At 53.6% G+C, this 13740-nt stretch carries 7 protein-coding genes and 1 CRISPR repeat array (1 of these 8 only partly in view); of the genes, 2 read left to right on the forward strand and 5 right to left on the reverse strand.

All coding sequences use genetic code 11. The features are described from left to right. A CRISPR array of direct repeats spans nucleotides 1-869; the repeat unit is 37 nt; unit sequence CTCGAAATTCCCTAAAATCCCTTTGAGGGATTGAAAC (it extends 3589 nt beyond the left edge of the window). Nucleotides 870-1257: 388 nt separating this feature from the next. The 4 genes from JJD41_RS20310 to JJD41_RS20325 form a co-directional block, all read right to left on the reverse strand. Next, entirely contained in the window at nucleotides 1258-2154 is an 897-nt protein-coding gene (locus JJD41_RS20310; protein ID WP_200669352.1) for a phosphate/phosphite/phosphonate ABC transporter substrate-binding protein, read from the reverse strand. Nucleotides 2155-2288: 134 nt separating this feature from the next. Next, on the reverse strand, nucleotides 2289-5054 hold the full coding sequence (locus tag JJD41_RS20315) for a hybrid sensor histidine kinase/response regulator (RefSeq protein WP_200669353.1): 2766 nt from the start codon (nucleotides 5052-5054) through the stop codon (nucleotides 2289-2291). Nucleotides 5055-5083: 29 nt separating this feature from the next. Continuing rightward, entirely contained in the window at nucleotides 5084-5665 is a 582-nt protein-coding gene (locus tag JJD41_RS20320) for a chemotaxis protein CheW (protein WP_200669354.1), read from the reverse strand. 81 nt (nucleotides 5666-5746) lie between these two features. Next, on the reverse strand, nucleotides 5747-6985 hold the full coding sequence (locus tag JJD41_RS20325; RefSeq protein ID WP_200669355.1) for a response regulator: 1239 nt from the start codon (nucleotides 6983-6985) through the stop codon (nucleotides 5747-5749). Nucleotides 6986-7401: 416 nt separating this feature from the next. On the opposite strand from JJD41_RS20325, the gene gor reads away from it, so the two are divergent. Then, the gene (gor, locus tag JJD41_RS20330; protein WP_200669356.1) at nucleotides 7402-8754 is read left to right on the forward strand and encodes a glutathione-disulfide reductase; all 1353 of its coding nucleotides are present in this window, start codon (nucleotides 7402-7404) and stop codon (nucleotides 8752-8754) included. Nucleotides 8755-8929: 175 nt separating this feature from the next. Beyond that, nucleotides 8930-9115 (forward strand): hypothetical protein, encoded by a 186-nt coding sequence (locus JJD41_RS20335; RefSeq protein ID WP_200669357.1) that lies wholly within the window; start codon nucleotides 8930-8932, stop codon nucleotides 9113-9115. A gap of 33 nt (nucleotides 9116-9148) precedes the next feature. Here JJD41_RS20335 and JJD41_RS20340 read toward each other — a convergent pair whose 3' ends face one another. Then, nucleotides 9149-13282 (reverse strand): response regulator, encoded by a 4134-nt coding sequence (locus JJD41_RS20340; protein ID WP_200669358.1) that lies wholly within the window; start codon nucleotides 13280-13282, stop codon nucleotides 9149-9151. Between the last annotated feature and the right edge of the window lie 458 nt (nucleotides 13283-13740).

A 13740-nucleotide genomic window follows, 5' to 3' on the forward strand; every position in this document is an offset into this window, starting at 1 on the left:
TGCGTATAAGGCGCAGCAAGATGTACTCGAAATTCCCTAAAATCCCTTTGAGGGATTGAAACCGCACAAGCGCAACTCGCTATCTCACAACAGCCTCGAAATTCCCTAAAATCCCTTTGAGGGATTGAAACCGACAAATCGGCTCACTTCGTTTATATCCATAAGCTCGAAATTCCCTAAAATCCCTTTGAGGGATTGAAACGGCAGCTTTTCTGACTACCGAATCCCACCGAACTAAACTCGAAATTCCCTAAAATCCCTTTGAGGGATTGAAACTTGTAACCCAGTGAGACCCCCTTTTGGTTGGAGGCGACTCGAAATTCCCTAAAATCCCTTTGAGGGATTGAAACAGGCTGGTTTTGATCATTGCGCTTAGGAGCGCAACTCGAAATTCCCTAAAATCCCTTTGAGGGATTGAAACGAAGAGATCAACCTTTACAAGGGAAATAAATTACTTCCACCCCTCGAAATTCCCTAAAATCCCTTTGAGGGATTGAAACTACAGTCTTTTTGGGGTACGACATGGCTAAAAATCCCTCGAAATTCCCTAAAATCCCTTTGAGGGATTGAAACACTCTGTAAGTTCGTGACATGATATTTTCTTTTCTCGAAATTCCCTAAAATCCCTTTGAGGGATTGAAACAAAATCTTGGCGCGATCTTTCAACTTCTCGACCCATTGCCTCGAAATTCCCTAAAATCCCTTTGAGGGATTGAAACGTTGACGAGCTGAGGTAGCGTCATTCCCTGAGTCACGGAGCCTCGAAATTCCCTAAAATCCCTTTGAGGGATTGAAACGTATAGATACTCGATATCCGACCTATTAAACGAACCTCGAAATTCCCTAAAATCCCTTTGAGGGATTGAAACGAAAAATGACTAATCCTCGAAGATTCAAAAAAAAAGCCTCAAGGTCTGAAACGGTTGGAGAGTGATGAAATTGCCGTCGTCAAAGGACAAGGAAATCATTACGCAGTGTTCGTAAATCTGGATACTGGAAATTTAATTGGTTTGCTAAAAAAACTCACATAAAAAGAAATTACAGACCATCTAAACCCTGGGTTGAAGAGGTTTTGAGTCAGATAGAAAAGTCAGTATAGACCTCTGAAAGCCCGATCGAGCACAAGGCTTATGGGTTTCCTAATTGCTGCAATTTTGAACTTAGGAGTCAGCTTTCTATGATTTTTTCAGATTGATTTTGCATATTAACTTCGGAAGAGCCATTTTGGGTTGTATTTTGATGGTTTTTCCGATCGATTTATCGAATAAAATCCCCTTGTCCGATCGCCTGATAGACTTCGCGAATGGGATCGTAATCGCTATCTTGAGTGGGGACGAGTTGGGAACCGCGATATTTACTCGTACTTTCGCCGAGGGCGAGGGCTTCAACGAGACGGTCTTGATGGGTTGACATCAAATCGCGCAGTTGGGCCACCAATTCCGGGGAAAAACGGCTGCTGAGGACGAATAAATCACTCGGAAGCGGCGGACCTTTGGCGATTTGTCGGAACTGGGGCGCCGTGGCGCTGTCGGCGGCGAAAAAGGTTTCGTAATCGACCGCCGAACCACCCCAGGCATCGACTTCGCCGTTTTTCAGTGCGGCGACGCTGCCTTCGTCACCTAACATGAGCAGGGTGACATCGGTTTTGGGGTCGAGTCCCGCATCGATGAGCATTTTGGTCGGGCCGAGGTGACCGCTTGTGGAACCGATGTCGGACAGGGCGAGGGTTTTACCTTTTAAATCGCTTAAGGATCGGATGGGGCTGCTGCCGGGAACGGCGATCGTGGAGTAGTAGTTGGGACGGGTAATGGCGATCGCCGGAATCGCATTGGTACGGCTGCGAATGGCGACGTATTCCGACGGTCCGGCTAAGACGAGATCGACGCGATTGGACTGGAGGGCTAACACCGCATCGGACATGTTCTCGACGGGAATAAAAGTGATGGGAACGCCTAAAACGGTTGCCAAACTTTGGCGAAAGTTATCGTAATTTTCGGTTAATTTTTCCAAGCCGCGCACGTCGGTCACGGCAAAACGTAATTGTTCGGGATCGGGTAATTTTTGGCGGTCGAGGCGATCGCCGTTCGCGGTCTGGACTCCGGTACACCCTGCGAGGAATAAAAGTAGGTATCCGAGAAAGGGGCGGCGTTTCATAGAAATAAGCACTCCGGAGAAAACAGGCTGGGCTCTCGATGCAAGGCGGCAAAATTGATCCGAGGCAATCTTCGGATCGGTTTGGCTCAATTCTGCACGGCGATCGTTAATTGCGGTTTATCTTTGCTCGAAGATTATGATGTTTTCACCCCGGCTAAAACATTCTCGATCGCCTCTAATAACGGTTGCGGTTGAAAGGGTTTTGTCAAATAAGCATTCGCCCCCAATTCCATGGCTTTGTGAAAATGTTCGCGACCGTCGCGCGAGGTGAGCATGACTACGGGTAAGGCGTCCCAACGGCGATCGCCGCGAATCGCTTTGAGCAGTTGCAAACCGTTGAGTTGCGGCATTTCAATATCGGACAGTACCAGATCGAACGGGTCGCGCGAACGCTGGAGTTGCTCCAAGGCTTCTGCGCCGTTCGCACAAGTAACCGCGCGATAACCGACGCGAGTAAACAATGTTTCTAAGGCGCGGCGCACGGCGATCGAATCGTCGGCGACCAGAATCGTCGGCGTTCTGGGGGCGGATACCGGGGGAGTGGCATCGGCGTTGGGGGCGCTTTCGCGATCGTCAGATCCAGGGGCGTCCGCGAGGCGACTCCGTTCGGTCGGCGTCTCCAAAGGAGAACGGCGGATCGCCGTCTTTAAGTGAGACGGCGATAGAATCGCCACCACTTCCCCGGTACCGAGAACGGTGCAGCCCGCCACGTAAGGCGGCACGGGAACCAAGGGATCTAACGGCTCGATCGCCACCTTGCGCGTGCCGAGCAGTTCGTCAACGCCGATCGCCACCGTGTCGCCTTCGACCTGCAACCACAAGCCGACGGCGGGCGGTTTGGGTGCTGCCACGGCACAGCGCCCGCGATAGGGGAGTAATTCGGTTAAGGGAAACGCTTTGGCGTTTGGCGTATCGCTTGCATCTTCCCAACGGGCGATCGTACCGACCACCTTATCGGCGGGAAAGGCGACAATTTGGGAACCGCAGCGACACAAACAGACGGGGATTACACTTAAAGTGAGCGAAACGCTGAGAGTGAACTTTGTTCCCCTACCGATCGCCGTTTCTACTTGTAACGTACCGCCAATATGTTCGACCTGATGGCGGACGATATCCAAGCCGACCCCCCGACCGGATAAATCGGTGACTTGGGCGGCGGTGGAAAAGCCGGGACTGAAGAGAAATTGCAAAATTTCCCCCTGACTGAGTTCGGCGAGGGCGCCCGTGGCCCGATCGCGGGGAATCAAGCCCATTGCTAGGGCGCGATCGTACACCTTTTGCGGGTCGATCCCGCGTCCGTCGTCGGCGACGGCGATCGCCATTTGCGACCCTTCCACCTTCGCCGAGAGAGTGATGGTGGCGACGGGGGCTTTGCCGAGGCGTTGGCGTTCTTCCGGCAACTCGATGCCGTGGTCGAAAGCATTGCGAAAGAGGTGGTTGAGGGGAGCTTGTAACTGTTCTAAAATGACGCGATCGACTGCCGTTTCGCCACCTTCGACCACCAACTTAATCGCTTTGCGATATTGCTTTTTCAGTTGTTCCAAGGGGGTGATAAAGCGTTCGGCGATCGCCGCAAACGGCATTAAACGCGATTCGGTTAAATCGTGGTGGAGGCGATCGAGGGAACCGCGCAAATCGGTCAGGGTGCGATCCAGTTCCCGGGCGATCGCCTCCACGTCGGCGCGACTTTCGTGGATCTGGACGGTCAATTCTTGCAACTCTTTAGTTAATTCCCGCACCGGACCCGGTGGAATGGCGCCGAGATCTTCCGTGCGCCGTTGCAAATTTTCCCCGGTCAGATCTAACTGTTGTTGGTAAAGGGCGAGACGTTCGTAAGTCATCAGCAGTTCGCCCACGGTGTGACTCATGCGGTCCAAGCGGGCGACGGGAACGCGCAAATTCAAACTCGCCACGTCGGTGTAGCGTCCGGGATTGAACACCAGATATTTTAAAAACGGTTCGGGAATCCCGGCGAGCTCTTTCGAGTCCGGCTGGCGCGTTGGCCGATTTTCCCCCTTTTGAGGGGCGGCGGGGGTCGCAGGGGCTAAAATTTGGTCTCTCCAGGCGCGAACCCGGGCGATCGCCGCTTTGGCGAGGGCGATCGGTTCTTTTTTACCGCGCAACTGCTCGATTTCAGCGGCGAGATCGGTTAACGCTGTCAATCCCAAGGTTTGCCCGAGTAAGGTACATTCTTCTAAAAATAAATTGAGCGGCTTGTCGAGAGCGGCGCCGTCCTTAGAGACCGGGGGATTCTCCTGACTCGTTTGGAGTGGCTTCCCGAAGGTCGAACCTGCGCGAACGAGATGACCTTGCAACCGTTGCAAACAGTCTTCGAGATCGACGGTTAACGCAGTTTTGGCAAACGCCGTCAGGGGTTTGGCGCCGGAACTCGTAGCGTCCTCGGCGTCCGGCGACGGCGGAAGCGACGGCGGTAAATCTCGCAAAAAGCGATCGAGACTGGCGAGTAAGTTACCGATGCGGCGTTCGCGTAGGGTCTCCCCAGGAGTCTCCCCTTGCTCCGTCTCGCTTCCGCGCAACGCATCCAGAAGCAGATCGTCGAGCAAGTCGCACCCGAGTCCCATCAGTTCGAGGGCGGCGTTTCCCGGAACCGTGCGCCGTTCGTGCAGGGCAATGAGTAAATCTTCTAATTTATGCGCCAAGCGGCTCAGGGCCGTCAGTCCGGCGATCGCCGCCCCCCCTTTGAGGGAATGGGCCGCCCGGATCAGTTCCGGATAAATGGGATCGGCCAAATCGGCGCGGGTCACCTGAGTTTGAAACTGGGCGATTCCGCCTTGCAAGACGTGCAAGTATTCCGGCGCTTCTTCGTAAATAAAGCAGTTGCGCGCTTCTTGGGCGATCGCGCTCAAACTATCTCGATCGAGAACCCGATTGGTCGCCATAGGAGGAGTTTGAGATGAGAGGGAATGGTTCAGACTGGTTGTAACGCATCGAGGAGGGCGCCGACATCGAGCAAGGCGAGGGGCGATCGCGAAGCGACGGGTTCGCCGTCCCCCGCTTCGACCCACGCGATCCCGGAAAATAAGGTCTTGAAAACACCGATCTGAGTGGGGTCTAACACTTGAGAGAACTCCGGGGAAGTCAACGGGCGGATCTCGTCGCGGTTCAAACAATGGGTGGCGCCGATTCCGGCGACGACGCAGGCGAGATAACGACAGTTGAAGCGGTCTAAATCGTTATCGCTGGCGTCTGAGGCGGGGCGGCGCTTCTCCTGGGGAGTATCGCCGACAATCGCTACCGGGAAGGTCTCGCCAATGGGACAACTCGCCGGAGAGACGCCGAGGCGATCGCTCAAAAATTGCGCTAAATCGAGGATCCACAATAACTTTCCCGATTGCTTGACCACGCCGAACAGCGACGGAAGCACCCCCGGAATCGGACAAATTTGTTTGCGGTTCAATGTAGTCATCTCTACCAGGTGGTCTTGGGGAATTCCCAAGCGAACCTGGGTAGACAGTCGGATTTCGACGTACTCCGTTGAGGGAACTCCCATGAAATTCGAGTCGCGATCGCCAGCGTAAAACCTGCGGTTTCAATTGTACGCGACACTTCGCGAGGGGATGCGACATTTTCCCTATCCGGCGTTCGCGAAGCGACGGCCCCCCCGGATCGCCACTTCCGTTCCCACCGGAGGAGTCCCGGTACCTTCGGAGGTTCCCAATCGTTCTTTTTCGATGGTTTCGATTAATTTTTGCGGTTCGCACGGTTTGGTCAGGTAATTGTTCGCCCCCACCATGCGCGATCGCATCCGATCGATCGCCCCGTCGCGTCCCGTTAACATCACGATCGGAATCGACTCGAACAGTTGCGACTGTCTCAGCATCCGACAAAGTTCGTAACCGTCGATCGCGGGCATATTAATATCGAGCAGAATTAAATCCGGCTTGTGTCTGGCTAAGACAGAGAGCGCTTTCGCCGGTTCGGTTAATTTCAAATACCGATAGCCCGCCGCTTCTAAAATTAATTTGACGTGACGTTGAGTGGTTTTGCTGTCGTCAATGCACGCTACAAGCGGTCCGGGTTGTTTTTCCACCTCCCGATACGGGGCGATCTCCACGATCCCCGCCCGAATCACCGGAACCAGTAAGTTCGCCAGCGCCAAGGTATCGGTTTTCAGGTAGCGGGCGAGATCGTACAAACAATAGTGTTTGCGAATCCCTTTAGCCAATTCTCGGATAAAGTCGAGATTCTGCACGCTTTTCCACAGGGTTTTCGCAAATTTCTCTAAATCTTCAATGACGAAGCGCTGAAACGGCGAGGGAATATCTTGCGCGATTTTTCCCCAGCAACCGAGATAACCGCGCATCGGTAAAATAACGGATTTGAAGGGAACGGAGATCAAAATTGGGTCTAAACCGACCAATTTTTCAAATTCGACGATCGCCTTGGGCAAACTCAAGACGTGCATTAAGGCTTCTTGGGTGAGGAAAAATAAAAGTTTTCGCGTTTCTTGTAAGGAGAAATATCCCGTTTTCCAATAATGGCAAATTAATTGATAGTCCGATTCTAAGCCTTTCGGGATGACCCCTTCTAACTGGGGGTCGTACCAGGTTAAATGATAGGCCAATCTTTCCCTAGCGCCGTTGACGCTGGTGGCAAAATGCAGGTTTCCCTGACCGACGTAAACCCGCCACGCCACGGAGCGATCGTTGGGATTGCGAATGGTCAGTCTTCCGGACAGTTTCTTGCTGGCAATATGTTGCAAGGCTTTGGCGGGGGAACCGATCATTTTCTGAACTGCCGGACGGGCGATCGCACTTTTGGGCGCTTCGGTTGGGGTGGAGGGTTTTTGAAGTTTAGTGATTTCTTCCATTTTTTTCTCTATCTCGATAAAATAATTCTTATTCAGGAATGCCTGTCTTGGCAAAGATCTAAATTGAAGGATAAATACGGGATGGTCGCGGATTTAAGCTCTCGGTGTGGCCGTCAGACGATAGGATTTGTCGATCTCATTTAATGACATTTTTCACCGAGAGGTACTGTTACTTTAAATACACGTTAACAATGAATTTAGGTTAAAACATCAGTAAAAATGAGAAACCTTTTATCCGTGTTTGTACGCGCTCTTTCTATCCGTAAAAACACGTAAGATCTCCGAGTCTCGCCTGTCGTTGGCAAATTTAAGGGCGTTAGAGGGTCGGCGTCCGGGGGCGTTGCAAGCCATCGAGACCGTGGGGCTGTGGTCTACTCTGATAGAGAGCAGTCTCTCTCAAGGAAATAAACCGAATCATGAGTTACGATTACGATTTGTTAGTCATTGGCGCCGGATCGGGAGGCTTGGCGGCGTCGAAACGGGCCGCTTCTTACGGGGCGAAGGTGGCGATCGTCGAAAACGACCTCGTGGGCGGAACTTGCGTGATTCGCGGTTGCGTTCCCAAAAAGCTGATGGTCTACGCTTCGACGTTCTCCCACCTCTACGACGACGCCGTAGGTTACGGGTGGAGTGAAGTCAAGCCGAGTTTCGACTGGAAAAAGCTGGTGGAAGTGGTCGATAACGAGGTGATGCGCCTCAACCAGGTGCATATCAAGTTGCTGGAAAAAGCGGGCGTCGAACTGATTAAAGGGTTGGGGCGGTTTGTGGATCCCCATACGGTGGACGTGGGCGATCGCCAAATTACTGCGGATAAGATTTTAATTGCCGTGGGTGGCGCCCCGGTCAAACCGGAGAATATTCCCGGTATCGAGCATACGATTACTTCCCGGGAGATGTTTCACTTACCGGAGTTTCCCAAACGGTTCGCGGTCCTCGGGGGTGGCTATATCGGCGTCGAGTTTGCCGGAATTATGAACGGATTGGGGGCTGAGGTCACCGAAATTATCCGCCGCGAGAAGATTTTGCGCGGTTTTGACGAGGATATCCGCACGGACATTCAGGCGGGAATGACCGAACACGGGGTTAATTTTTTAACGAATACGGAAATTGAGAAGATCGAGAAAACCGATGAGGGGTTGAAATTGACCTTAACCGGGGATAACGAACCGTTAGTGGTCGATACGATCTTGTGCGCGACGGGTCGCAAGCCGAAACCGCAGTTAGATCCGTTAAATTTAGACAATGCGGGGGTGGAGGTTCGCGACGAGGCGATCGCCGTGACGGAAGATAGCGCCACCAGTCAGCCCCATATTTACGCCGTCGGCGACTGTACCGATCGCCTCAATTTAACTCCGGTGGCGATCGCGGAAGGTCGGGCGTTTGCAGATACGGTCTTCGGCCATATCCCGCGCTATATCAGTCATAAAGGCGTACCGTCCGCCGTTTTCGCCCAACCGGAAGGGGCGACGGTGGGAATGACGGAAAAAGAGGCGATCGCCGATTTCGGCGAAGATCGAGTCAAAGTCTATCGGGGCCGTTTCCGTCCCATGTTCCACAGTTTGACCGGGGCGAATGAGAAAGTAATGGTCAAGTTAGTGGTCGAGAAAACGACCGATCGCGTCCTCGGCGTGCATATGGTGGGTAAAGATGCTGCGGAAATTATTCAAGGAATGGCGATCGCCGTCAATATGGGCGCTACCAAGAAAGATTTCGACGCGACCATCGGAATTCACCCGAGTACGTCGGAAGAGTTCGTAACGTTGCGTTAATGCGCTAATCGATCGTGGCACTCGGGTTTGAATAGCCACTCAAACCCGAGCGATCTACCCCATTTACGAAGAAAAAGCCTACAAAAAAAGCCGATTGACCAGCAAAATTTCGAGTTAGAATTGGAGGAGGGAGTCTGCTTGCTTCGAGACCGCAATTTAAGGAGGTCTTTGAGTCATGAAAGACTGGAATTTTAGTAAACTTTTTGGGATTCTGCCAATTTCTCTGGTTTTGCTGTTTGGCTTGATTTATTATTTAGCAACTTTCCATATCCGTCTCGCTCTCGTGACCGAGTTCGCTTTACTTTCAAGCTTGATTTTAATTTGGTTCAAATTGTTCGATCGCCTCCTCACTCATCCGTAAAGGCGCTGTAGAAAAACAAGGGGCGATCGCCGCTCAATCGCTTTTTTCGACTTCTTCCCGCAACGCCGTTTTCACCCGCGCGTATTCCCGTTCGACGCGCTCGAACAACGGCGACGCATCGCAAGTGGTTCCCGATCGCCCCAAATATTCGAGTTCTTTACTCAATTCCGAGAGTCGATTGGCGCCGAGGGCCGCACTGGTGGATTTGAGCGAATGGGCCGACTCGCGCAAGGCGGCGGCATTGGAATCGGCGATCGCCGATTCCATCAAGGTGAGTAATTTGGGGGCTTCGTGTAAGTAAAGTTCGACTAATTCTTCGAGGGCTTCGATCTCTCGCAAGGAGTCGAGCATTTTCGCATCTAACACGGGCGGCGGGGTGAGAGTTGTCACCCCACTGCTGGCGGGATCGTCTGTCTTGGCGGAGCCTTCGTTGGTGGCGACCCGCGATCGAGGGTCGAGGGTGGTTCGGTAATGAACCTCGCTGCTGGTCACCACCCGGGTGTTGACCTCGACCCTCGGCTGACATTGAGACAGAGCCTGCACCAACTCCGGCATCCGAATCGGTTTGCTGATATAGTCGTTCATGCCCGCTTCGATACAGGCTTCGCGATCGCCGAGCATGGCATTGGCGGTCATGGCGATGATGCGCGGTCTGGCGTCGTCCGCCCATTCCCGACAGATCGCTTGGGTCGTTTCCAAGCCGTCCATTTCCGGCATCTGCACGTCCATCAGCACCACGTCGTAACGCTGGCGGCGCAAGGCGGCTAACACTTCTAACCCATTCCCCGCCACGTCGGCGCGATAACCCAAGCGCTGGAGGATTTGCAAGGCCACTTTTTGATTGACTAAGTGATCTTCGGCTAAGAGAATGCGGAGGGGTAATTTTTGGGCGAGTTGGGGATCGATTTGAACCTCCCCATTTCCCGGGCGTAGGGTCGGTAAGGGCGCACCGCCGAACAGGCTGGCCAACACATTATATAACTGCGATTGCTTGATCGGTTTGTTGAGCCCACCGACCAACTGAATCCCCTTGCTTTGAATCCAGGTATCTTGCCGTCCGACGGCGGTGAGCAGAATTAAGGGAAAATCCGCCTCCTCGGAAATCGCGCCGACCGCTTCGGCGAAGGCGATCGCGTCCATATCCGGCAACTGCCAATCGACGATCGCCCCGTCGAAGCTTCGATCCGCTTGCAAGCGCGCCAACGCTTCGGCCCCGGAGGCGATCGTCTCCACCACGAGTCCCCACCCTTGCAACTGTTCGCCGAGAATGTCCCGGACCGTGGCGCTTTCCTCGACCACGAGCAAGCGTTTCCCTTGAAAACAATTGAGATCGAGGTTAGGCGTCGCCTCCGATTCTACCGCCGGGGCGATCGTCGTAAAATAGAACGTCGATCCTTCTCCCGGGTGGCTTTCCACCCACATCGTGCCGCCCATCAGCTCGCTCAAACGCTTGCCGATCGCCAATCCCAACCCGGTTCCCCCGTACTGGCGCGTCGTCGAAGAATCGACCTGAGAAAAGGATTTAAACAGGCGGTTCATCCGTTCTTCGGGAATGCCGATTCCGGTATCGCTCACGGAGAATTGCAGCTCGTAAAACTGCTCCTTCGACGGGCTTTTTGTGCTCGGGGCGATCGCCCGGGCGCTCACGGCGACCACGACTTCGCCGCGATCGGTAAATTTGACCGCATTACTGAGTAAATTAATCAAAATTTGTCGCAACCGGGTCACGTCCCCGGCGATCGTTTCCGGCGTTTCCGGGGCGATCGCATACGCCAGTTCCAGATTTTTTTCCGTCGCCTTCGACCCGAGTAAATCGAGGCATTCTTCGATACACGAGCGTAAATTAAACGGTTGCTGTTCCAGTTCGAGTTTACCCGACTCGATTTTAGAAAAGTCGAGAATATCGTTGATAATCGTCAGCAACGCCTCGCCACTGTTGCGGATCGTTTCGACAAAATCGCACTGTTCCGGGGTCAAGTCGGTATCGAGCAACAGTCCGGTCATCCCGATTACCGCATTCATCGGCGTGCGGATTTCGTGGCTCATCGTCGCCAGAAATTCACTTTTGGCCCGGGTCGCCGCCAGGGCTTCGTCCCGAGCCCGGGCGAGTTCTTCCGCCGCCTGACGGCGTTCGAGTTCGCCGCCAATCCACTGCGCCATCAGTTTGAGCAATTCGCGATCGACGGCTTTAAACGGGCGATTGAGCGGTTCGCTACTGGAAAAACTCAAGGTTCCGTAGACTTCGTTATTGACGATCGCCGCCGTGCCGATATAGGCTTCCTGACCGAAGGGGGTGAGGGTGGGATTTTTGTGCCAGCGCGACACCATCACCGATTCAAAATAGAGCGGTTCGCTTTGGCGAATCGTTTCGCGACAGTAGGTTTGGTTTAAATCGTAAACTTCGCCGACGGCGATCGCTTGCTTGGGAGATTGGGCCGCGAGGATCTCGTAGCGATCGCCCTCTATCTTCGCTAAAATTGCGATTTCGAGCCCAAAACGCTGCCGTCCCATCGCCAGCAACTTTTGCAGCCGTTGGTTGAAGTTGAGCTTCCGCGACGAGGTAATTTTATATAAAGTTCTAATTAATGCCTCGCTCTCGCGCAATTCGGCTTCGGTGTGCTGGCGTTCGCTAATGTCTCGGGAAATGGCCACGACTTCCCGAACGCCGCCCTTCTCTTCGTCGCGAATCGTGCGGCAGGTGGTTTCAAACCACACGTAATTGCCATCTTTACGCCGCATTCGATAGCTCATCGTATAGCTTACCCGCCCGTCTAACACGGCAGCGTGAGATTTTTCGATCGCCTGTAGGTCGTCCGGATGGAATAATTCGTAAGCGGAATGGCCGACCAATTCCTCCGGTTCGTAGCCGAGCAGCGATCGGCTCGCCGGGGAAACATAGAGATATCGACCGGACGGGGTTTGTCGCGCAATTAAATCGGTGGAATTTTCCGCCATCAAGCGGTAACGGTCTTCGCTTTCTTGCGCCGATCGCCCGGAGCGTTCCAACGCCCCCAGCATGTTATCGATCGTTTCTGCCAAATGGGATAACTCGTCGGCGCCGCTCACCTCGATCCGTTGGGACAGGTCCCCACTGGCACCGATCCGTTCCACATTTTGACTCAACGCCGACAGCCGCGACAACACGAGTTTTTCGACTAAGAATAAAGTGACGATGCTAAACACCACCCCCACCGCCAGCAAAGAGCCGACTAAATAGCGAACGCTGGTGCGACCTTGACCGTAGATATCGCGATCGAGGTCTACTTCTAAGACTAAAACCCCCTGTCCGAACAGATCTTGCAGCAGGACGTAAGCGGAAATCCGATCGTCTCCGAGACGGTCCATGACAATCGGCGTATTCAGTTTGTCGCTACTTAACAACGTCAGCGATTCCGGTAAGGGTAAGCCGAGTTGCCACTGTCCCGAGGTGGCCCGTTGGAACGGCGCGATCGCCTGACGGACGTTCGCCGGGATCGTCGAATCGTCCGACGGCGTGCAGTTTTCACCCCATTGCCGCTCTTCGCAGGGGAACCACAGATGAAGCTTTAACGGTAATTGGGTCAGTTCTCCCAACCGTTGCAGTTCGGATCGATTGAGCGCCCGTCCCATCATCAACCAACCCCGACTCGGCCCGGATCCGTCACTGGTGAGAATCGACTGGATCGAAATTCGGAGCGGCCCTTGGGGAAGGAGGACTAACCCCGCCAATTTCTGAGCCCCGTCCCGATCTTGACGGGCGCGTAACTGCTCGACTAACTGCCGCGCTAACCCTTGCATTTCCGGGGAAATCGGGATTTCGCGACCGCGTTCCCAGTCAAAGGCTTTACCAAAGACTAGCTCGCCGTCGGGAGCAAACAGCGACAGGAAATTGAGCCTTAATTGCGAAAAAGTAGAATTGCCAAAATTGGACGCAATATAATTTTCATCCCCGGGATCGATAAAGCGATAGGTATCGTCCCATTGGGCGTGATATTCCGCCATCGAGTCGAGTTCGGCGAGATTGTCGTCGAGGGCTTCAATCGCTCGGGTCACCTCTTGAATCACTCGTTTTTCTTCTAACTGGCGAAAATCATCGAGTAAAATCGTCGAAGCCGTGGCATACAAGACCACATTGAGAGCGACCAAGGCCGCGCCGAGCATTAAGAGTGTTTTTTGACGGAGTTTCATAGCATAACCCCCTGCGCACGGGTTGGCGACAGCACGACAACGCCAACACTCCGGCAGATTCGATCGTTTTGCGAATCGCTCAGAGGTCTCGACTGTCGAATAGTGTTGCCGCAGTCGGCGCGATCGATGCTTCCCTGTCGAAGTTTCACCTCAATCCCCCATCTTGAATTCCTCATACGCGCGAGCCAGCTTTGATTCTCTCCATGTCAGATCGTCAAATGGAGCGAGTCGAATGGAGCCTCGCATCTCCTCCCCATCCCGCTTGGCAGTCTGGAGACAGACGACGAAACTCTCCGGGAAGTGTTCGGCCACTCGTCCTCGTTGTTGTTAGATTTCCCCGATCGCCCACGAATTTAGCGCGCGAAAATCTGCGGGCGTCCGGGGTGTTCGATGCTTGACCCTGTGTGTACAGCTTATCGTGACAGATTGGAGAAGATGGGATTTTAGATTTTAGATTT

The organism is Oxynema mangrovii CENA135 (assembly GCF_016632315.1).
In the GTDB taxonomy this organism is placed as follows: domain Bacteria; phylum Cyanobacteriota; class Cyanobacteriia; order Cyanobacteriales; family Laspinemataceae; genus Oxynema; species Oxynema aestuarii.